We start from the raw sequence: 21288 nt of genomic DNA on the forward strand, positions 1-21288 counted from the left end.
ATCAGCCTGCCGCACCAAACGCGGGGTTGGCGTTGCCGCATCGATCCGATGCGGTGATTTTAGGATTTAAATCAAACATGCAATGGAGTAACAGAATGAAGAATGTCGGTATCTCGACCGTCCTGGTCGCCGCCCTGGGCCTGGCCGCTTCGCAGTCGGCCTTCGCCGAGAACGATGGCCAGATCAAGATCGAAGGCAGCGTTGTCGCCGTGACCTGCACCATCGACGGCCAGGCCCCAGGCAATGGTGACATCGAAAAGCTCGTCGACCTGCGCGGCATCAGCGTGGCGCTGCTGGATGAAGCTGGCAAGACCGGCGGTGACAAGGCCTTCACCTTCCGTATCGGCGCGGCCGGCGAAACCACCTGCGAGAATGATCGTACCGCCTTCGTGCGCTTCGATCCGGCCAGCCCGGCGATCGATTTCGCCACCGGCGGCCTGCGCAACACCACCACCGACAATACGGCTGCCGGCAACGTGCAGGTCGAACTGGCCAACATCGACGGCGTTGCGATCGACCTGGGCAACGACGATTCGGCGGGCTACCCGATTGCCAACAACCAGACCAGCATTCCGCTGATCGCCCGCCTGAAGGCGACCGGTGGTGCCGCGACGGCCGGTCTGGTGACGTCGGCTGTCGGCTTCACCGTCGTCTACGAATGATGCACGTGCTGCACCCCCTCGCCTGAGGTGCACGACGGGGCGATCACCTGATGATCGTCCCGTCATCTGAGGAAACAAGTCAAATGATGTCGATGCGAATGATGGTGGTGGCCGCGTTGCTGGCCATCGCAGGTGCGGCACACAGCAAGGTCGTGATCCATGGCACCCGCGTGGTGTATCCGGCGCAGGAGCGCGAAGTGCCGGTGCGCTTGAGCAACCTGGCCGAAGACGCGCCGAGCGTGCTGCAGGTCTGGCTGGATGATGGCGATGTCGAATCAACGCCGGACAAGGTGGAAGTGCCTTTCGTGGTCACCCCGCCGGTGTTCCGCATGGATCCCGGGGCGGGACAGACGCTGCGCCTGTCCTACACGGGCGAGCCCCTGCCGCAGGACCGCGAAAGCCTGTTCTGGCTCAACGTTCTGGAAGTGCCGCCGGTGCAGAAAGGGGAGGGCGCGGAAGGGGAGGAGCTGGTGGCGCAGCTGCAGTTTGCCTACCGTACCCGTCTGAAGACGTTTTTCCGTCCCAAGGGGCTGGTCCCCGAAGCGAGCGAGGCGCCGGCCGCACTGCGCTGGTCGCTGCTGCCTGCCGCCGCTGGCCGCCCGGCCCGCCTGCAGGTATACAACCCCACGCCTTACTACGTCTCCCTGTCCAAGGTGAGCCTGGTCGATGCGCAGACCCGCTTCGAACGCAAGCGCGCCTCGCAGGCCAACGAGGGCATGGTCGCCCCGCGCAGCTCGCTGGAAATCGAGCTCCAGGGTGCTGTCGGCCCTGTCAGCAGCACCGCGCGCGTGGAGATGGTCACCATCGGTGATTACGGCAACCGCGTCGAATCCAGTGCCGCGCTGGTGCCTGCCGGCGGGTGATCCGCTCGTTCCGGCAAGCCGGCTGCCCTGAGTTTCTCCTTTCAATCATCCGTCATGGAGGTCGCCCGTCGGCCTCCATGGCCGGGCGACGCCTGCGCGTGCGCCCATGCCATGGATCCAGAACATGCGTGTCCCCTCCAGTATGCAGGCGCCAAGCGCACACGGATGCCGTGTGACCGTGCTTGCGGCGGCCATCGTCAACGCCTGCTGCGCACTCCCGGCGCTGGCCCAAGAGTCCGAACGGCCCCAGAGCGTCGAGTTCCAGTCCGGTGTGTTTCCCGGCAGCCCGCGTATCGATCTGTCGCGTTTCAACCATGGCAATGTCGTGCTTCCCGGCACGTATTCTGCCGATACCACGGTCAATGGACAGCCCAGCGGTACGCTGCAGGTGCGCTTCGAGGACGTAGCGGGCCAGTCCACACTGTGCGTCGACCGCGCCCTGCTGGAACGCTTTGGCGTCGATCTGGCGCGGATGGACGAAGAGCTGCTTGCCAACGGAGAGATCGCCGCTGCGGACGATTCGGCCGGATGCCGCGGTATCGAGGGGTGGATCGCAGGCGCATCGGCACAGTTCGATTCTGGCGAACTCACCCTGAACGTCCAGATCCCGCAGATCTTCATGTCGCGGCGCCCGCGTGACTTCGTACCCGTCGAGCAGCTCGACGCCGGTGAGACCGTCGGGCTGCTGGGCTACAGCGCCAACCTCTATGAGACACGCGTGAACGGGGCCGCAGCGCAGCGTACGTTCGTGGGCCTGCGAGCGGGCATCAACGCGGGTGGCTGGCTGTTGCGCCACCAGGGCGCGCTGACCTGGTCCGACCAGGAGGGACATACCTACCAGTCCAGCAGTACCTATGCACAGCGCGACATCGACAGCCTGCAGTCCCAGCTGGTCGTGGGCCAGCTCTACACGCGGGGCGACCTGTTCGGGAGCGTAAGGCTGCAGGGCGCCGAGCTGGCGACCGACGACCGCATGCTGCCGCAGTCGATGACCGGTTTTGCGCCGGTGGTGCGGGGCGTGGCCGAGACCAACGCCCTGGTACGGATCCTCCAGCGTGGGGTGGTGTTGCGGGAACTGACCGTGGCACCGGGTCCATTCGAGGTCGACGATCTGTATGCCATCGGTTACGGCGGTGACCTGCAGGTCGTCGTGCGCGAGGCGGATGGACGCGAACGCAGTTTCGAGGTCCCCTACTCGGGTTCGACGCGGTTGCTGCGGCCGGGCTATTCGCGGTACGCGGTCAGCGCCGGACGTGCCGACCCGGTCAACCATGATTACCAGCCCTACGTCATCCAGGGGCAGGTGCAGCGCGGCCTGAGCAACGCGGTCACCGGCTACGCCGGCGCGCTCAAGAGCGAGCACTACCTGGCGGCGCAGATCGGTGCGGCGGTCAACACACCGGTGGGCGCGCTCTCGTTGGATCTGACCCAGGCCAGGCTGGACCTTGCCGGTGATGACCTCGACGGCCAGAGCGTGCAGCTGCGCTACACCAAGCAGCTGCCACGCAGCGGCACCAACTTCACCCTGGGCGCTTACCGCTACTCCACCCAAGGGTACGTGGACATCAACCAGGCCCTGCGGCTGAAGGCCCAGGACCAGGGCCAGAACGGTTCGCGCAGCGTGGACCGCTTCCGCAGTCGATTTGAAGCGAACATCAACCAGACGCTGGGTGCCCGGGGCGGCACGCTGTATGCCAGCGCGTCCAGCCAGGACTACTGGAACCGCAACGACAGCACGCTCAGCTACACCCTCGGCTATTCCAACCGGTACCAGGACATCGGTTACAGCCTGAGCGCGCAACGCTCGCGCCAGCTGCTGACCGGGCGCACGGACAACGAAGTCAGCCTCACCGTGTCGATGCCTCTGGGCCCCTCCCCGCGTGCTCCCACGCTCAACTCCACCGTGCGCAGGGATCGCCATGGCGATCTCGGCGGCACCGTCAATGTCTCCGGCAGGGCGGGTGCCAACGACGAATTCAATTACGGTCTCAACGCCAGCCACAACAGCAGTGGCTCTTCGGCGGGCGGCAACCTGCAGTACAAGGGCCGGATCGCCACCGTGGCCGGCAGTGTGTCCACCGGCAACGGCTATCGCAGCACGTCGCTGGATGCCAATGGCGGGATGGTCTTCCACGCCGGCGGGATCACTGCCGGGCCGGTGCTCGGACAGACCATGGCCCTGGTGCATGCGCCCGGTGCGGAAGGCGCGCTGCTGAGCAATGGCGACGGTGCGCGGGTGGACAAGCGCGGCTTCGCGCTGGCCGCCAACCTTCAGCCTTACCGGTTCAATACCGTGGAGCTCGATCCGCGCGGACTGGACGAGGACGTGCTGCTGAAGACCACCACCACCGTGACCGCGCCGCGCGACGGCGCGGTGGTCAAGCTGGATTTTGAAACCGATACCGCACGTTCCGTACTGATCCGCGCACGCCAGGCGGACGGCGCGACGCTGCCCTTCGCCGCCGGCGTGTACGACGAGCACGGCAACGAGGTCGGCAACGTCGGTCAGGGCAGCCGTCTGCAGTTACGCAGCGACGAGGAAAACGGGCTGGTGACTGTGCGCTGGGGCAATGACGCCGATCAGCAGTGCCAGGTGTCCTACCAGCTGCCGCCGCGGGTTGCCGGCCGGGCCCGTGGCCCGGAGGTGATCGACCAGGCGGTGTGCCATCGCGCGCCGTGGGTGGCCGGTGGCCGCACGGACGGCAACCGGGTGTCCGGGCTGGGGCCGAAGCCCGCCGGTGCCGGCGCGGGCGCCGGACTGGGCACGACGCGCGTGCAGGCGCCGGCGCTGCCCTGATGACCGCCCACCCCTCGTCCACTGCCGTGGCCACCCAAAGGAATCAACCGATGCGCGCTTTCCCCACCGTCCCCCGCCTGCTCGCCGTTGCCGTGCACGGGTCTTTGTTCGCCACGATGTGCACGCCCGCATTCGCGGCGCAGGTGGTCGCCGACGGCACCACGATCACCCTGCCACCCGGCACCTACACCAATGACAGCGGTTTCGGGCCGGACGCCTCCGTGCTGAGAGCACTGCGCGGTGGCACGCTGACCACGGACATGGGCACGGCGGTCAATGCGTTCAACTACGGCGTCAATGCCGCTTGGGCCGAAGGGGCCGGCAGCCGCATCACGCTCGGTGCCGGTGTGCTGGATGTCCGCGGCGACTATTCCGCTGGCCTGGTGGCCAGTGACGGCGGCACGATCGAAGCCGACCGGGTGGTCATCGACAAGCGCGGCTTCGGCCAGGGCATTTCGGTGGAAGGCGCGGGCAGCCAGGCGCGCCTGAGCACCGGCGTCATCACCACGCACGCCGACGACAGCGACGGCGTGCTGGCCATGTCGGGCGGCACGGCGGAGGTGGTGGACTCGCGCATCACCACGCATGGCCGCGGCTCCAATGGGGTCAACGCCAACCGGGGCGACCCGTCGGTGCGCCTGGACAACGTGGAGGTCGTTACGACTGGCGACGTTGCAACGGGTGTGTGGTCGTTGTCCGACGGCGACGTTCGCATCCAGGGCGGTGCGCTGTCGACCTCGGGCAATCGCTCGCCTGGCGCGGATTTCCGCGGCGGCACTGCCGCTCTGGAAGGCACGCGCATCAGCACCGGGGGGCTCGGTTCGCATGCCCTGGTCGCCCAGCGCGAAGCGGGCACGCCGGCACAGGTGGCCGGCGCCGGCCTGCAGATTGAAACGCGCGGCACCGCGGCCGCCGGTGTGGTGGTCCGTTCGGGCGCACAGGCGGACCTGGTGGACGGGAGCATCACCACGCAGGGCGCCCAGGCCCACGCAATGCTGCTCTCCGGCCAGGACAGCCGGCTGCATATCGGGGCGAGCTCGGTGCAGGCGCAGGGCGAAGGTGCCCGTGCGTTGCAGGCGGCTGGCGGCAGCTTCGTGATGGAGGGCGGCACGTTGCAGAGCGCGGGTGATGCGCTCATCGGCGTGACGGGCCCGGTGCAGCTGTCATTCCAGCAGGGCGCGCAGCTTGGCGATGGCAGCGTCCCGCTGCTCGGCCTCGAAGCAGGCGCCTCCGGTGCGGTCGACCTGGTGCTGGCTGGGCAGACCCGTGCGCACGGCGACATCATCCGTTTCGGCGACAACGCACAGGGCATCGCCCAGGGACTGAATGTCACCCTGCAGTCCGGTGCGCAGTGGCAGGGCAGCACCTCCGTGGTGGATCGACTGCGGCTGGGTGACCGTGCGCTGTGGACGCTCCATGGCGATGCACGCGTGGGCGAGCTGGCGCTGCAGGGCGGCACGATCGCCTTTGCCCAGAGAGACGGCTCGGCGTTCAGCACCCTCACGGTCGACGGCGATTATCACGCCGACGACGGCCTGGTGCTGCTCAATACCCGCCTGGAAGGTGATGGGGCGCCCAGCGACCGGCTGCACGTCAGGGGCAACACCTCCGGTACCACGCGACTGGCGGTGAACAGCGTCGGCGACAGCGCCCGGACGGTATCCGATGGCATCGAAGTGGTCACCGTGGATGGCCGTTCCGACGGCGTGTTCTCGTTGCAGGGGCGCGCGGTTGCCGGCACGCAGGAGTACTTCCTGCACAAAGGCCCGCTGCAGTCCGCCGACGATGGCAACTGGTATCTGCGCTCCGCGTTGCCGGACGGCCCGGACCCGGAAACGCCGGATCCCGGCACCGGGCCGGACCCTGAAACGCCTGACCCCGGCGCGGGCCCGGATCCGGTGACGCCCGATCCCGATCCCGGCGTTGGTCCTGGCCCCGATCCCGATCCTGGCCCTGGCCTTGTGCCGGTCCTGCGTCCGGAGCCCGGGGTGTACTGGGCCAACCAGAACTCGGTGATGGCCATGTTCCAGCACCGGCTGCAGGACCGCATGGGCGGACGCCTGCCCTATCCCGGCTTCGAGCGCAAAGGCGCGTGGGGCCGTGTGAGCCAGCAACAGGATTACCACGACCGGCAGTCGGGGCAGCTGGATATCGCCACCCATCGGAGCGTGCTGCAGACTGGCACCGAGTTGTATGGCACCGACAGCGGCCGGGTCGGCGTGATGTTCGGGCACGGTACCTCGCGGACGCGTTCCCGTTCCCTCACCAGCGGCTATACCGCCAGTGGCGAGGTGGAAGGTGCTGCGGCGGGGCTGTACGGGACCTGGTTCGATCCTGCCGAAGACCAGAGCGGCTTCCAGCTCGACACATGGCTGCAGTGGGCCGAGTTCCGCCAACAGGTGCGTGGCACCGGGCTGGCCGTCGAACGCATGCGTTCACGCAGCGCGTCGGCGTCGGTGGAGATCGGCTACGCCGTTCCATTCCAGATCGGTGACTACCGCACGCTGTACGTGGAACCGCAGCTGCAGCTGACCTATGCCGACTACCACGCCAAGCGGCACGTGGAACAGAACGGCACGGTGGTGACGGCCCATGGTGCGGGCGGGCTGACCAGCCGGGTGGGACTGCGCCTGTATGGACGCAGCGGTACCCCGGATGCGCATCTGCAGCAGCATTACTGGGTGCAGCCCTACCTGACCTTCGGCTTCATCAACAACAGCCAGTCACGTGACGCCCTGCGGTTCGATGGCACGCCGTGGCCTGGCAGCTCCGGCGCAAAGCAGCTTGAAGGCAAGCTGGGCGTGCAGCTGCAGCTGGGTGCGCGCACGATGGGCTGGGGCGAGTTCGGACTGCAGAATGGCGATGGCCGCTACCATGGGGTCGGCGGTCAGATCGGTCTGCGGCACAACTGGTAATGACGGCGGACAAGGGAGGCGGCACGGTGCACGCCTCCCGCTCAATCGCGCAGCAGCAGCTCGCGCATGCGGAACAGTTCGCTGTCATTGCCGATTCCCAGTTTGCGGAAGGCGGCCTGCTTCTGCGTGCTGATGGTATTGCTGCTGCGGGAAAACTTGCCGGCGATCTGGGCCACGCTCAGACCGTCGAGGCAGCAGCGCAGCACTTCCTGCTCGCGTGGGGACAGCATGGCACCGGCAAAGCGGTTGGCCGGCGGTGCAGCATCGGCGTTGCGCGTACTGCCTGCGGGGTGACGGTAGCGCAGGCTGTCGCCGGAAAACTCGGCCAGTCGCAAGGCCATGTCCCGGCACAGGTGGATCTGGCCGCGCGCGACGACCCGCACCGCCTCCACCAGGCCGTCCAACGGTTGGCCCTTGCCGAGGAACCCGTGCGCGCCGGCCTGCAGCACCAGTGAGGCGGTGGCCGGTGTGTACTGCGATGTCAGTACCAGCACCCGCGTCGACGGCGACCGGCTCTTGATCAGGCGGATGAGGTGGACGCCATCGATGTCACTGGGACCGAGAACGAAATCGGTGATGACCAGATCGATGGGACTGGAGGCGAGCATGCCGAGCAGCTGGCGACTGTTGGAGCAGTAGCCCACCACCTCGATGTCGGTCTCGCGCGCGAGTCGAAGGCCCAGGCCGTGCTGGATGATCTCGTGATCGTCGACGATCACCACGTGCTGCTTCTTTTCAGGGGAGAGATGCATGGGGAGGTCCTTGAAACGACAGGGCGCATTGTTCCAAAGCGTGTCCGCATAAGCAGTACGACAACTTGAAACCTTTCAGTCATGGTCCCCCCGCAGGCCCCGGGTGCCCTCTAACTGGATGGACAGAAGTGACGTTGCGTGGCATCCGCATGACGCGTTCGATCAGGACGCAGGTTGGCACGCATTTTCGATTGTCCGGAGTGTCGCTGTAATTCGAAATTGTTCTATTTTTCAGCCCTCGACGACCATGTCGTGCCCGGAGGCATCGCGCGTGCGGTGGGGCGGGCGGATGGGTGGAAGAAGGCGGAGGCCAGTGGGCTTGTGACGTAACAGGCTCATCCTGTGGGCGCCAGGTATGCGCAGGCGCGGGATATCCAGCTCGAAACCATCGATTGGTCCACAAAAATTATCCGCAGGGCTGGCGCGCGACAGCGCCTGCTCAACAGGCTCTCCGGGCGATGTCCATCACCCCTCAGGAAAAGAGCGCACGCATGCCCGACTATCTGATTCCGTCCCTGCGTTTGGTATGGCCCGAGCCCGGCGGCATGGAGGCCGTCATTCCGCGGCTGCAACGGATGGAATGCGGTGTCCAGGCTGCCGCCTGGGACGCAGTGCCCCCTGGCGCATCGCTCGGTCCGCGTTACCGCGCACGCCCGTTCGATTACCAGGCCGAGTTGGCACACACAGTTGCCGAATCACCCTGTGCAGTGGAAACGCTGGATGCGGAGGTGGCGCGCTTCTTCCGCGGAGCGATCCGTCCCGGCTCGGACCACGCCCTGTTCAACATGGTGCCGCAGCCGGATCCGGACGTCACCGCTGCGGCGATGATGTCCCTGGTGCACAACACCAACTGCCTGATGGACGCCTTCGGTGGCGAAGGCCTGCTGGTCGAGCAACAGGTCGCACGGGTGATCGGTTGCTGGGTGCACTGGCCGCAGGCCATGGGAATCTCCTGCAGCGGCGGGAAGATGACCTTGTTCTACGCGATCCGCAACGCGATCGGGCAGCGCTGGCCAGAGATGCGCAGGCAGGGGGTCGACCGCGATGTCCAGGTTCTCTGCAGCATGGGAGCGCATTACTGCGTGGAGCATGTGGCGAGCCTGGCAGGCATCGGCGCTGACAACTGCATCCGCGTGGCCGCCGATGCATCAGGCGGCATGTGCCCACTGGCGCTGCGGGCCGCTCTCCAGCACGCGCACGACAGCGGCAAGCGGGTGGCGGCCATCATCTGCTGCGGTGGCACGACCGTGGGCTTCGCCTGCGACGACACGTGCGCGGTCCTTGCCGCCGTTGATTCACATCTCGCAGCGAACCCCGGCGCGGTGCGGCCCCTGCTGCATCTGGACAGCGTGATCGGCTGGCTGTACTTCACCTGCATGGCACCGGTGCCGTTCGAACCTTCAGGCCCGGCCAGCCTGGCCCGTGCGGGGGCGCGCAACCGCGTGGCGCGCGTGGTGGAGCGGTTGGCGGGGATCGCATCGTTCGACTCGCTGGGGGTGGATTTCCACAAGAACGGACTGGCGCCCTATGCCAGCAGCTTCTTCGTTGCCAGGGACACCGCCTTCATGGATGCGCTGGGGCAGGGCGACCATGCCTACGGCGCGGCCGACTTCCGCTTCGGTCAGTTCCGCGCGTACCGGTACACCGTGGAGAATTCGCGCGCCGGCAACGGAATACTGGCCGCCTGGATCAGTCTGAAGAAGTTCGGCCGGCACGGGCTGGCCGACTACCTGTGGACGCTGCAGGCGGCCCGCGACGAGCTTGAGAAGGCCATGCTCAGACAGGGCAGCTTCCGCCAGCTCAATGCAGCGAGCTGCGGCTGGGAGATGGTGTTCGCGATCGATTTTCCGGACGATCTGATGGCCCGTGGCAACTCGCCGGGCACTGTCGCCATGGCGTTCATGCAGGCCTGCTGGGACCGCACCCAGAGGGGTGAGGACTTCCCGCTGTTCAGCATCGTGCCGGGCTTTCTCGCGCCAGGCCAGCAGGCCGTTCACCACAACGCGTTCCTGATCTACCCGATGCGTCCGCTGGGCGTGGAGAACTGGATGCGTATCCTGGACCGCATTGCCGCCCAGCGCGATGCATTCGTGCGCGAGGTCCGCGCGGGCCAGCTCTGCTGCCAGGCAGGAGGCGGGAATGAAAAGCCCATCCGTTGATGCCTTCGCGTGGCTGGCCGAGCTGGTGGCGCGCTATACGACCCGGCTGCGCGCCGAGCCCAACCTGCCTTCGCTGATCGATCTGTCGATCGGCAACCCGGACATCGGCCCGGCACCGGCGTGGGCCACGCGGCTCGCAGCGGCCGTACGCAATCCCGAGCTGCATGGCTACGGTGAGTTCCGCCCTGACATCCAGCGCGCCCTGCGGGCGGCGTTCCTGCGCTACATCCTGCGACGACATCCGGTCGCTTCGGGTATGCCGGAGCTGGATGCCGATGCGCACGTCGTCGAACTGCTGGGGTCCAAGGAGGGCATCCACCACCTGCTGTCCACGCTGCTGGCCAGGGAGGACGTGCTGCTGCTGCCCGCGCCTTCGTATACCGTCTACCGCAGCTGCGCCGAACAGCTGGGCGCGGCGGTCGAATACTTTCCCTGCGATGCGCAGGGCCAGCCGGACTGCGCGCGGATCAGCGCACGACAGCTGCGGCGGGCCAGGGCGTTGGCCGTGTGTTCGCCGAACAACCCGACGGGCGTGGCACTGTCTTCGGCGACCCTGGATGCACTGGTCGACTTCACGGCCCGCCATGGGCTGGCCCTCATCGTGGATCGTGCCTATGCCGAGATCGTGGCGACGGGGCGATGCGTGATGCCGCAGGACAGCGCGTTGCTGCGCGCGGGCGCCCTGGAGCACGTGGTGGAGCTGCACAGCCTGAGCAAGTCCTGCGGTATCGCAGGATGGCGCATCGGGTTCGCGCTCGGTGCCTCCTCCCTGCTTGCGCCCTTGCGCGCGATGAAGCGCAATGCCGATTTTGGTGGCTACCTGCCGCTGCAACAGGTCGCCACGTCGATGCTGGACCAGCTGGAGAACATCGCAGCCATCAACAGTGCCCGCTACTGCAGCCGTCTGGACGGTTTCGCGGCCGCGATGCGTGCGACGGGCTGGCCGATGCACGCCCCCGACGGCGGGTTCTTCCTCTGGGCCACGCTGCCGCCCCCTTATGCCAGCGACGACCTGCGGTTCGTGCAGGCGCTGGTCGATGCGACGGGGGTCCTGGTAGCACCGGGCAGCGGTTTCGGCCCGGGTGGGGCAGGGCATGTGCGGATCGCGATGGTGCAGCCCCCCGCCCTGCTGGATGAAGCCGTCAGCCGGATCGGCGCGTGGCGGACCTCGGCAGGTGCCGGCTGACCGCCCAAGTTCGTAGTTATTGGATTCAGTTGGCCTGGGACCCGCCGTGATACTGGCGTCATGGACCTCCATCCGCTCCGGCTGCGCGACCTGGCTGCCCCCGACCCCCGCCCTGTGCAGGTCAAGGGGCGGGGCGGCGCGCGCTGGCTGGGGCCCGGACTGGTGGCGGCCTGCACGACACGCCGCGGGGATCCCCAGCAGACGGCGCCTGCCGACGATGCGGCCCAGCCGTTGGCTGCAGCGCAGGCAGTGACCCCCGCTGCGGCAGCGGGAGATGGACCTGCTCCGGCCGTCGTGCGCCCCGCCGCTCAGCCGTCGCTCTCCGCGCCGTGCTGCGCGGCCCACGCCGCGTCACCGGGGGACGTACCCGTTGCGCAGCGTGCCGGCCTCGGAGACGTGCCGGCCGCACCCGGGACCACCGCGCGCACGGCCGGCACGCAGCACGCCGCTGCCGGGCTCCCGGCACCGGTTGAAGACGCTGCATCGCAGCGGGTCCTGGCGGGCATGCCCGGTTGGCCGTTTGCCGAAACGACGATGGTGGTTGCCTCGCTGGTCGGTGCCTTGCTGCACGGTCGTCGTCACCCGCGCAACGGTGGCCTGGCGCAGCGCCGACGTGGCGCGGTGGTGCCTCGCCGGGAGCCCGTGCTGGCCGCGCCAACCCACGCGCCATCGTGTCCTTCACCTGCCCCCCTTGTGCCTGTCCCGCTGGAGAAACCCGTGGACCGTCCTGCGCCCTCTGTGACCCCGCCCGCCTTCCCCGGCCATCAATGGGCACTGGCGCCGGTCGATGCGACCGCCTGGACGGAATGGCTGAACCAGCCGCCCGTGGCGCTGAGCCTGGACACCGTGCGGCACGCAGGGGCGGCGATGGGGGCGGTCACCGCGCCATCCCCGCCCGTGCAGGAGGGGGTGCCGCAGCAGGCCGCCGTGCTGTCTGCCGATCCATTGACGCACCTGCGGGCCGTGCTTCGGGACGCGGGCGGGGAGGGCCTGGTGCTGCGTCCCGGGGTTGCCTCGGCTGCCCCGATCCTGCACGCCGACACCCTGCCGCTGCCCCTGCCCGTGGTGGACCGCCTGTGGAAGGCAATGGCCGAGGTCCCCGATTCGAATCTCGCGCGCTGGGTATGGGTGCAGGTGCTGTCCCTCGGCGGCTTCCAGCTGGACGGGATGGATGCCGCGCACGTGCGCAGCGAAGCGATCGGGCTGACCTGCATCGATGCTGGAGCGGACGACGAGATACCCACGCTGGCGGACTGGGAGGCCTTGCGTCTGCGCCTGCATCTGTCCGGACTTGAAGCGCAGGGTACGGCGGCGCGCCTGCTGCATCTGTCGCGCCTGCGGACACTGCACGCGGGGTTGACCCGGCGCGATGCCGCGCCTGTCCGGCAGGCCTGGCTGGAGGTGCTGCTGTTCTGGGCGGACCAGCAGCAGGGCCCGGCCGCGCTGGCACGGCTGGCTGAAGCCGAACAGGTCTGCAGGCAGCTGTGCGAGGCCGGACTTTCCGTGGAACACACCCACCCGCTGCTGGTCGAAGTCCTGCTGCGGCGTGCACGCCTGGAGCGCGGTGGGCGACGCGCAGCCACGCTGCAGCAGGCGACCCAGCTTGCCAGCGAGGCCTATGCGCAGTGCCCCCAGCCACAGGTGGCGCTCGCCGTCGCCGGCGTTGCCCTGGCCCGCGCCGGCCTGGCACCGGCCGACGCCGCCTACACGCTGATCGAGCAGGCGCTCGAACATGCCTTCATCGCCAGTACCGATGCCACCTGCCTGCCCGCGGCGCTGCAGCTGCGGCTGGCCGCCCAGCTGGCCTATGAGTCGCTGCCCGACGTGGACGTGCCCGCGGGCACTACCGAGACGCTGTGCGGACAGCTGCAGCGCGTGCCTTGCCTGCCGGCCGAGGCGTGGAACCACATCGTCGTCCTGTATGCGCGGCACGGCCGGTTCCAGCAGGCCTGTCTCGCAGCAGCCGAAGCCGCGCACCGGGGCGCCATGTCACCTGCGCTCATGCAGGCGTGGGAACAGGCAGCGCACGCCTGGGCGCAGGACGCCACCACCGAAGCGCAGCGCGCGGCGTGGCAGGAAAACGCACGCCTCCGCCAGCACATCCTTTCGTCACTCTGACCCTCCCAACACAGGAACCGCCATGAACACCTCCACGATGTCTCCGGACCACGCCACGCCGTTCTGGTCGACGCGCTATGGACTGGTGAAATCCATTGCCGCGGGCAATCCCGCCGCCCGCTCGCTCAGGCAGTACGGTGAGTGGGCGGAAAAGGAGATCGACCTGCTGGGCAGCTGGATCCAGGAAGGCCAGCATGTGCTCGAAGTCGGTGGAGAATACGGCGCCCACACGCTCTGGCTGGCCCAGGCGGTCGGTGCGGAGGGGCAGGTGCACGTCGCCGAGCCCTGCCGGCTCGCGTTCCAGCTGCTGTGCGCCAACGTGGCCATCAACGGGCTGGACAATGTCTACACGCACGCGCGCTGGCTGGGCCGGGAAGACGCTGAAGTCGCGGCCCACGAAGTGCCTTGCGCGCTGATGCACGGCGCGCTGCCGGACGAGCGCTTCCAGGTCACCACCCTGGATGCCCTCGAGCTGGAGCGGCTGGATGTCCTGAAAAGCAACGTCCCGGGTGCACTGCTGGATCTGCTGGCCGGCGCGACGGAGACCCTCCGTCGCTGCCGCCCGCTGGTCTATGCACGGCTTTCGGGCATTTCACGGGCGGAGGAAGAGGTGCGTGCGCTGAAGGAACTGGGCTACCGCTGCTGGTCCCACACACCGCACCTGTACAACGCCGCCAACTTCAACAAGGACACCAGCAACATTTTCCCGGGCTGCGTGTGGCAGAACGTGGTGGCCGCGCCGGTGGAAGGGCGTTTCGAGCTCGACGCCGCCAGCGAACTCTGAGATTGCCCGTTGTCGCCTCTTCCGGCGGGCGTCGTATCCCGATACCCCTCACTACAGGGATCAGCCAGGTGCCAGGCGGTACAGGCTGGTGTTTTCCCGACCCCCACCAGGAGCCGCCATGGCAACCCAGCGTGATCTCAGCCAGGACAGGACAACGGTGCCCTACGCACGGCTGGAGCGGCTGATCGGGCCGACCGGGCAGGGCGGGCGGGCGGTGATGCTGTGCGAGATCGCGCCCTGGCCCTGTCTGCCCGGCAGCGAGGCCGGGTGGCCGCTGGTGTGGGAACGTGCGATCCATGCGCATCTCGAGGGCGTGCTGGAGCACGACGAATGCCTGCTTCGCCTGGACGATCGGCGGCTGGCGATCGTCTTGCGCGGCAGCGATCCGGAACGGGCCGCGCGCATCGGACGCAGCGTACTGCACAGACTGCGCGCGCCCGTGCAGGCTGCGGGGAGCGCGGCGGCCACGATGGCCATCGGCGCTGCGCTGGATGCACGTGGCGAGCGTGCGCCCTGCGATCTGGTGCGGCAGGCCCGGAGTGCGCTCGGACGTGCGCGCAGGGACGCGGGGGAAGGGTTCCGCCTGTTCGACGATGCCGAAGCCGCCGATGCCGGTGAACTGGGAGCCATGGCAGCGGCCCTGCGCCATGCATTGCGCACGGGCCAACTGCTGCCGCGGTACCACCAGCGCCTGGATCTCGACGCGGGCGCGGTCACGGTGCTGGAGACGCTCTGCCGGTGGGAGCATGGCGGCCAGGTGCTGGCGGGAACCGACCTTGCGGCCTTCGCCGAGCGCACCGGGCTGGGCCAGGAGCTGGCGGCCTGGCGGTTGGAACAGGCCTGTCGGCAGCTGGCATGCTGGCGGCAGCGGGGCCTTTACCCCGGGGCGCTGTCGCTGGACCTGCCCCTGTCATCGGTGGTCCACGCGCATTTCCGCAGCCTGCTCACCGAGGCGCTTGAGCGCCATCAACTTCCACCCGCCAGGCTGATCTTCCAGGTGAGCGAGTCGGAGGTGATGGCCGACCAGGAAGCGGCGGTGCTGGGTCTGCATCGGCTGTCGGACACCGGTGTCCGCCTGGGCCTGCATGGCGTGGGCCTGGGTTCGATCAGTCTGTCGCAGCTGCGGCGGTTGCCGGTCGGCGTGTTGAAACTCGATGGCAGCCTGACCTGTGGACTCGAACACAGTGCCGACGCCGCCGCGGTGATCAGGGCCCTGGTGGCGATGGCCGAGGCAGCCCGCATGAAAGTGGTGGCCGAGGGTGTCGACTCGCTGCGGCTGCAGGCCTGCCTGGCCGAACTGGGCTGTGCGGCGGTACAGGGCGGCATGTTCGGCGTGGCGCTGGCCGCCGAAGACGTGCCGGTGGTCCAGCCCGGGCCGGCATGGCGGCCGTATTGTTGAACGTCGCCCGGTCAGCGGAACCCGGAGCGGTTCAGGTACTCGTACAGTTCCTGGTCGTTGCTCAGCCCGAGACGCCGCATTGCAGAATTCTTCTGCTTGCTGATGGTGGTGTTGCTGCGCTTGAGCTGCTCGGCGATCTGGCTGACGGTCATGCCGGTGGCCATCAGCCGCAGTACTTCATTCTCGCGTTCGGTCACCGGCTTGCCGGCCAGTCCGCCGTCGTCGACTTCCGCATCGGCGAGCCGCTGTTCGAGCCTGCTGCTGACATAGCTGCGGCCACCCACCACGGCCTTGATCGCAGCGGGCAGTTCCTTCAGCGAGGAGGTCTTGTCGATCAGGCCCAGCACGCCGGTCTTGCGCACCATGCGGATGATGGCGAGGTTGCTGGTCATGCTCAGCACCACGATGGGCAGGTCCGGATAGCGGCGCCGGATGAGTTCGATCAGCACATAACCGTCGGTCTGCACGCCACCGGGCATGGACAGGTCGGTCACCAGTACGTCCGCGCGCACCGCTGCCAGCAGCTGCATCAGTTCATCGGTACCGTGCGCCGCGCCTACGACCTGGCCGAGTCCACTGGTTTCGATGATGGTCTGCACACCGACCAGGACCGAATCGTGATCATCGGCAATCAACACACGCAAGGACATGATGAACTTATCTCCGGGATGGACACATCGTTGTTGGAATCTCCGTCACCGCAGGAGGCGTGCCTTGCAACAACGAACTGACAGGTTTCGACTGCGTCTGCGTTCCTGCGCGTACGTTCTACTCGCCATCATGATGCCTGTGACGGCTATGGCGCAACACGCCAGGGTCGCGCTGACCCCGGCCCAGGCCGAGTGGATTCAAGCGCATCCGCAGATAACCCTTGCGATCAACCGCATGGACATGCCGCCGTTCGAGATTCATCGCGGCGACCACCTGGACGGTTTGTCCAGCGATTATCTGGACGCGGCGGCCGAGCAGCTGGGCGTGCGCGTGGTGGTGCGGCGGTTCGACAACCTGGCTGACATAAAGCGGGCAGCGTGCGCCGGGGAGGTCGACCTGCTGATGAACATCCCGCTCATCCCCGAGCTGACGCGCTGCCTGGTGTACGGTCAATCAAGATCCATCTCCCCGGTGGCACTGGTCGGACGAAGCAACGACAGCCGCCTGCTGCAGCCGGACCTGCGCGGGGTGCGGCTGGCCGTGCGCGGGCCTGGCCAGGTCGCTGCCGAGGTGGCCAAACGCTATCCGGACGCGCGCCTGCTGCTGCTGCCCAGCGAAATGGCGGCACTGGACGCCGTCGCGGCGGGCCAGGCCGATGCGTACGTCGGCAATGCGCAGGCGGCCCAGACCCTCATCGCGGAGTCGGAGCTGGTGGATTTCATCCTGGTCCGTCCTGTCGATGTGCCCGATGACATCCGCCATTTCGCCGTGCCCAATGACCGGGTGCCCTTGATCGAAGCGTTGGACAGAGCGCTGGAGTCGCTCCCGCCCGCCGAGCGCACCGCCATGGAGCGACGTTGGCTCGCTCCGCTGAAGTGGGGCAGCGAAGGTCGGCTGGTGCTCAGCCAGGCCGAGCGCGAGGTGCTTTCGCAGCCGCTGCGGCTGGGCCTGCCGCCGCAGTGGGCGCCGCTGTCGTTCGTGGATGGCAATGGGCGGGCCAACGGCCTGGCCGGGGCCTATGTCCAGCACCTGAGGGAAAACGGCGCGGTGCTTGATCTGGTGCCGGCACGTGACTGGCAGGAGGTCCGCCGTCAGATGCAGGCGCGGCAGGTCGACGTAGTGATGGGGGTTCCGATCGATGCACAGAACATCCCCAGGGGCTGGGTGTTCAGCCCACCCTTCATCACCCTGCCCAATGTGATCGTCACGCGCACCGGGCAGTCCAGCCGGGTGCTGGGCCTGCAGGACCTGCACCGCAAATCGGTGGCCGTCACCGATGCCGAACGCATCGGCCCGCAACTGCAGCGCCGCGCACTGGAGATTCGCATCGTCGAGGTGACCGATGTCGACCAGGGCCTGCGGCTGCTCGATGCCGGGCAGGTGGACGCGGTCATCGGCAACCTGGTGGTGGTGGAGGATCTGCTGCGCCGGCTCTATCCGGGGCGGCTGGAGGTCAGCGCCTCGGCGGGCATCGAAGATTCCTTCGCCATGGCGGTCCGCCAGCCTTACGCACCGCTGGTGACGACGTTCAATCGCCTGCTCGCGCGCCTGGGCCCTTCGGGCCAGGCCGCGATCCGCAACAACTGGCTGGCCGTCGAGTACCGTGACGGGCTGCAGTGGCGAGAAATTTTCCCGTGGGCCGCGCCCCTGCTGGCCGTCCTGTTGACGGCGGTGAGCGTGCTGGCCCTTTCGCACCTGCGCATCCGCCGCGAGGTGAGGATGCGGCGGCGGGCCGAACAGCGGCTGCAGGAAGTCACCGAGAGCCTGCCTGCCGTCGTGTTCCAGGTACGCCGCGAGCCGGACGGGCGGATGTCGTTCCCCTTCATCTTCGGTGATGTGCAGGAACTGTTCGGCATCAGCCTGCAGCAGGCGCTGGCCGATGAGCGCGCCATGTTCGCGCGCGTGCATCCCGAGGACCAGGGTGCCCTGATGGAGGTGATGGAAGATTCTGCCCGGACAGGCAGCCCGATCGACGTGCAGTTCCGTTCGATGAACAACCAGGGGCAGTGGCGCTGGCTGCGTTCACGTACGCGCGTGGCCAGCACCCTGGAAGGGGCCATGCTGTGGATCGGTTACTGGATCGATGTGACCGAGCAGCACGAACAGGCCGTGGCGCTGGCCGCGGCGGTGGAAAGCCGTTCGGAGTTCCTGGCCACCATGAGCCATGAGATACGCACGCCGATGGCAGGCATCCTGGGCCTGCTGGAGATCCTCTCCCATGGCGACCTGGATCCGCAGCAGGAATACGTTTTGGACACCATCAACGAGTCGGCGCAGATGCTGCGCCAGATCCTGGACGACATCCTTGATTTCTCGCGCATGGAGGCCGGTGCACTGCAGATGGAGCCCTTGCCCACCGACCTGCGCGCGATCATCGGCAACGTGGAGCAGCTGCTGCAGGCCAAGGCCATCGAGAAACAGCTGGTGCTTTCTTCGCACGTGGACCCTGTGCTTGCCTCACGGCATGTGGTTGATGGCACGCGTCTGCGGCAGATCCTGTTCAACCTGGTCAGCAATGCGATCAAGTTCACCGAGCACGGCGAGGTGGCGATGACGCTGTCATGCAGCGCCGCACACGGCAGTCCGGCTGTGCAGGACATCGTGCTCCGGGTGCGTGATACCGGCATCGGCATTGCCGCCGAGCACCAGGCGGTGCTGTTCGAGCCGTTCACGCAGGCCCACCTTGCGATCAACCGGCGGTTCGGAGGCACCGGCCTGGGGCTGAGCATCTGCCGCCGCCTGGTGGACCAGATGGGCGGCGACATCACGCTGCGCAGCGAGGAAGGGCAGGGCACGGAAGTGGAAGTGCGACTGTGCCTTGAAATTGCCCGGACCGAGCCCGGTACACGCGATGCACTGCCCGGTCCGGTGGCCGCCGTGGCCGCCGCCACGGACCTGCATGTACTGGTTGCGGAAGACCAGGGGACCAACCAGATGTTGATGGCATGGCGGATGGAACAGGTGGGCCTGCCCTGCCGGATTGTCAGCAATGGGCGCGAGGCGCTGGACGCGCTCAGCCAGCAGCGCTATGACCTGCTGATCACCGACTGCCGGATGCCGGTCATGGACGGTTACGCGCTGGCGGCAGTCATCCGCGAGGGGGAGCGCGAGGCAGGCGCCAGGCCGATGCCGATCCTGGCCATGACCGCCAGTGCGATGCCCGAACAGGTCCGGCGCTGCCTGGACGTGGGCATGGATGCGGTGCTTGCCAAGCCCGTGAGCTTCGAACAGCTGCACGAGGCCTTGGCGCACTGGCTGCCCCGCGCCCCGGCCACAGCGGTGGCGCCCGCGCTGCAGGCCGAGCGTGTCCGCACCAGGACGGCGCCGCCGGCACTGGCCTGCGAGCCCTTCCCCGATGCCGTCTGGCACCTGCTGGACGGCATCCAGGGGCCTGCCGTGGCCACGGCCCAGTTCGGCTCGCTCGCCGCCTTCGCCGGTCTGGTGCGGCAGATGGTCCGTGACAGCCAGCGCCAGCTGCAGCTGCTCGATGCCGCTGTCACGCAGCAGGACGCCCATGGTGTGGAAACCCACCTGCACGCGCTTGCCGGCGGGCTGGGCATCATCGGCGCGGCGGACCTGGCCGACCGTGTCCGCGCGCTGATGATCGACCTGGAATTCCAGGGCCTGCCGGCGCAGGCAGGCCAGGTGCGTGCGATGAGCGAGGAACTGCGGGGGGTGGTCGCCTGCCTGGATGCGGGCGTGAGGGAACCGGCCATGGAGCCGGGTCGATGACGCCGTACCGAGCCGCTATCGCAGCGGTTGGACATAGAATGGGGGTCACCGTTTCGTCCGGACAAGACTTTCCGCCATGTCGCAGCGCGAATGGGTGGCCGCCGCCATCCGCAAGATCGAAGCCGATTTCAACCGCTCGGCCGATACTCACCTGATCCCCATGGAACTGACGGGCTTCGAGGGCATCGACCTGTATTTCAAGGACGAATCCAGCCATCCCACCGGCAGCCTCAAGCACCGTCTCGCGCGTTCGCTGTTCCTCTATGCGCTCACCAACGGGTGGCTGCGCGAGGGACGTCCGGTGATCGAAGCGTCCAGCGGATCCACGGCGGTGTCCGAGGCCTACTTCGCGCGCCTGCTGGGGCTGCCGTTCATCGCGGTCATGCCGGCCAGCACCTCGCCCGAGAAAATCGCCGCGATCGAGTTCCATGGCGGACGCTGCCACCTGGTCAGCCGAGCGTGCGGGCTCAACGCCGCCTCCGAGGCGCTGGCGCAGGAGACCGGCGGGCACTTCATGGACCAGTTCACCTACGCCGAGCGGGCCACGGACTGGCGTGCCAACAACAACATCGCCGAGTCCATCTTCAAGCAGATGGCCGAGGAGCCGCATCCCATCCCGGAGTGGATCGTATGCAGCCCCGGGACCGGCGGCACCGCGGCCACGCTCGGCCGGTATGTCAGCTACCGTCGGCATGACACGCGCGTGCTGTGCGCGGATCCGGAAATTTCGGTCTTCTTCGATGGCTACGTGGCCGCCGTGGAAGGCCGTGGCTGGCGCACGCTGACCTGTGAAGGCGGTTCACGCGTGGAAGGGATCGGGCGTCCACGGGTGGAATCAAGCTTCATCCCGACCAGCGTCGACGCCATGGTCAAGGTGCCCGATGCGCTGGCACTGGCGGCGATGCGGCAGGTCAGCCGCCGCCTTGGACGTCGCGTGGGGGGCTCCACCGGCACCAACTTCATCGGCGTACTGCAGGCGGCGCACTGGATGCGGGCGGCGGGGCGCAGCGGCAGCATCGTCACCATCCTGTGCGACAGCGGCGAACGCTACGCACACAGTTACTACGATCCCCAGTGGTATGAGCGCCAGGGCATCGAGGTCACGCAGGCAGACGCGCAGGTGGCGGCGGCGCTGCGCGGGGAGGGCCTGCCGGACCTGCCGGCGCGCAGCCTGGAGCCGGTCTGAGCGGTCACTGACCGCACACCTTGTGTGCGGCCCGGTGCAGCGCCATATGGGCAGGAGCGCTTCTGCTCGTGCTCCCGGAGATTG

At 67.9% G+C, this 21288-nt stretch carries 13 protein-coding genes; 11 read left to right on the plus strand and 2 right to left on the minus strand.

Annotated elements, in window-relative coordinates; translation table 11 throughout:
• Positions 1-95 precede the first annotated feature (95 nt).
• The 4 genes from FHY09_RS14130 to FHY09_RS14145 all read left to right on the plus strand — a co-directional run bounded on the left by FHY09_RS14130 (position 96) and on the right by FHY09_RS14145 (position 7237).
• Positions 96-662: a fimbrial protein gene (locus FHY09_RS14130; RefSeq protein WP_166927536.1), complete on the plus strand. Its 567-nt coding sequence runs from the start codon at positions 96-98 to the stop codon at positions 660-662.
• An 83-nt stretch (positions 663-745) separates the two neighbouring features.
• Complete coding sequence (locus FHY09_RS14135) at positions 746-1525, plus strand: fimbria/pilus periplasmic chaperone (protein ID WP_166927537.1); 780 nt, start codon at positions 746-748, stop codon at positions 1523-1525.
• A 172-nt stretch (positions 1526-1697) separates the two neighbouring features.
• Positions 1698-4322 carry a fimbria/pilus outer membrane usher protein gene (locus tag FHY09_RS14140; RefSeq protein ID WP_166927538.1) on the plus strand — a complete coding sequence of 875 codons (2625 nt, stop codon included), beginning with the start codon at positions 1698-1700 and terminating at the stop codon, positions 4320-4322.
• Between the two features lie 50 nt (positions 4323-4372).
• The gene (locus FHY09_RS14145; protein WP_166927539.1) at positions 4373-7237 is read left to right on the plus strand and encodes an autotransporter outer membrane beta-barrel domain-containing protein; all 2865 of its coding nucleotides are present in this window, start codon (positions 4373-4375) and stop codon (positions 7235-7237) included.
• A gap of 41 nt (positions 7238-7278) precedes the next feature.
• Here the strand turns inward: FHY09_RS14145 and FHY09_RS14150 are convergent, their stop codons facing one another.
• Positions 7279-7989, minus strand: a complete 711-nt coding sequence (locus FHY09_RS14150) for a response regulator transcription factor (RefSeq protein WP_208407884.1) — start codon at positions 7987-7989, stop codon at positions 7279-7281.
• Positions 7990-8447: 458 nt separating this feature from the next.
• On the opposite strand from FHY09_RS14150, the gene FHY09_RS14155 reads away from it, so the two are divergent.
• The 5 genes from FHY09_RS14155 (at position 8448) to FHY09_RS14175 (ending at position 15635) form a co-directional block, all read left to right on the plus strand.
• On the plus strand, positions 8448-10148 hold the full coding sequence (locus FHY09_RS14155; RefSeq protein ID WP_166927540.1) for a PLP-dependent aminotransferase family protein: 1701 nt from the start codon (positions 8448-8450) through the stop codon (positions 10146-10148).
• Complete coding sequence (locus FHY09_RS14160; RefSeq protein WP_166927541.1) at positions 10129-11334, plus strand: pyridoxal phosphate-dependent aminotransferase; 1206 nt, start codon at positions 10129-10131, stop codon at positions 11332-11334. Before FHY09_RS14155 ends, FHY09_RS14160 begins: the two co-directional genes overlap by 20 nt.
• Before the next feature lie 717 nt (positions 11335-12051).
• A complete protein-coding gene (locus FHY09_RS14165) occupies positions 12052-13452 on the plus strand; it encodes a hypothetical protein (protein ID WP_166927542.1) in 1401 nt (466 codons plus the stop codon).
• 22 nt (positions 13453-13474) lie between these two features.
• Positions 13475-14236: an FkbM family methyltransferase gene (locus FHY09_RS14170; protein ID WP_166927543.1), complete on the plus strand. Its 762-nt coding sequence runs from the start codon at positions 13475-13477 to the stop codon at positions 14234-14236.
• Positions 14237-14354: 118 nt separating this feature from the next.
• Positions 14355-15635, plus strand: coding sequence for an EAL domain-containing protein (locus FHY09_RS14175; RefSeq protein ID WP_166927544.1), 1281 nt, complete (start codon positions 14355-14357; stop codon positions 15633-15635).
• Positions 15636-15646: 11 nt separating this feature from the next.
• Here FHY09_RS14175 and FHY09_RS14180 read toward each other — a convergent pair whose 3' ends face one another.
• Positions 15647-16285 (minus strand): response regulator transcription factor, encoded by a 639-nt coding sequence (locus tag FHY09_RS14180; RefSeq protein WP_166927545.1) that lies wholly within the window; start codon positions 16283-16285, stop codon positions 15647-15649.
• A 148-nt stretch (positions 16286-16433) separates the two neighbouring features.
• Here FHY09_RS14180 and FHY09_RS14185 point away from each other — a divergent pair, with 148 nt between their 5' ends.
• Positions 16434-20018, plus strand: coding sequence for an ATP-binding protein (locus tag FHY09_RS14185; RefSeq protein ID WP_166927546.1), 3585 nt, complete (start codon positions 16434-16436; stop codon positions 20016-20018).
• A 76-nt stretch (positions 20019-20094) separates the two neighbouring features.
• Positions 20095-21204: a PLP-dependent cysteine synthase family protein gene (locus FHY09_RS14190; RefSeq protein ID WP_166927547.1), complete on the plus strand. Its 1110-nt coding sequence runs from the start codon at positions 20095-20097 to the stop codon at positions 21202-21204.
• The last annotated feature ends 84 nt before the right edge of the window (positions 21205-21288 follow it).

This window comes from Xanthomonas sp. 60, from assembly GCF_011761925.1.

What these genes read in the sequence shown, in the direction of transcription:
- FHY09_RS14130 (WP_166927536.1), top strand. Translation starts at nt 96, where the DNA reads ATGAAGAATGTCGGTATCTCGACCGTCCTGGTCGCCGCCCTGGGCCTG.
- FHY09_RS14135 (WP_166927537.1), top strand. Translation starts at nt 746, where the DNA reads ATGATGTCGATGCGAATGATGGTGGTGGCCGCGTTGCTGGCCATCGCA.
- FHY09_RS14145 (WP_166927539.1), top strand. Translation starts at nt 4,373, where the DNA reads ATGCGCGCTTTCCCCACCGTCCCCCGCCTGCTCGCCGTTGCCGTGCAC.
- FHY09_RS14150 (WP_208407884.1), bottom strand. Translation starts at nt 7,989, where the DNA reads ATGCATCTCTCCCCTGAAAAGAAGCAGCACGTGGTGATCGTCGACGAT.
- FHY09_RS14155 (WP_166927540.1), top strand. Translation starts at nt 8,448, where the DNA reads ATGTCCATCACCCCTCAGGAAAAGAGCGCACGCATGCCCGACTATCTG.
- FHY09_RS14160 (WP_166927541.1), top strand. Translation starts at nt 10,129, where the DNA reads ATGAAAAGCCCATCCGTTGATGCCTTCGCGTGGCTGGCCGAGCTGGTG.
- FHY09_RS14170 (WP_166927543.1), top strand. Translation starts at nt 13,475, where the DNA reads ATGAACACCTCCACGATGTCTCCGGACCACGCCACGCCGTTCTGGTCG.
- FHY09_RS14175 (WP_166927544.1), top strand. Translation starts at nt 14,355, where the DNA reads ATGGCAACCCAGCGTGATCTCAGCCAGGACAGGACAACGGTGCCCTAC.
- FHY09_RS14180 (WP_166927545.1), bottom strand. Translation starts at nt 16,285, where the DNA reads ATGTCCTTGCGTGTGTTGATTGCCGATGATCACGATTCGGTCCTGGTC.
- FHY09_RS14185 (WP_166927546.1), top strand. Translation starts at nt 16,434, where the DNA reads ATGGCGCAACACGCCAGGGTCGCGCTGACCCCGGCCCAGGCCGAGTGG.
- FHY09_RS14190 (WP_166927547.1), top strand. Translation starts at nt 20,095, where the DNA reads ATGTCGCAGCGCGAATGGGTGGCCGCCGCCATCCGCAAGATCGAAGCC.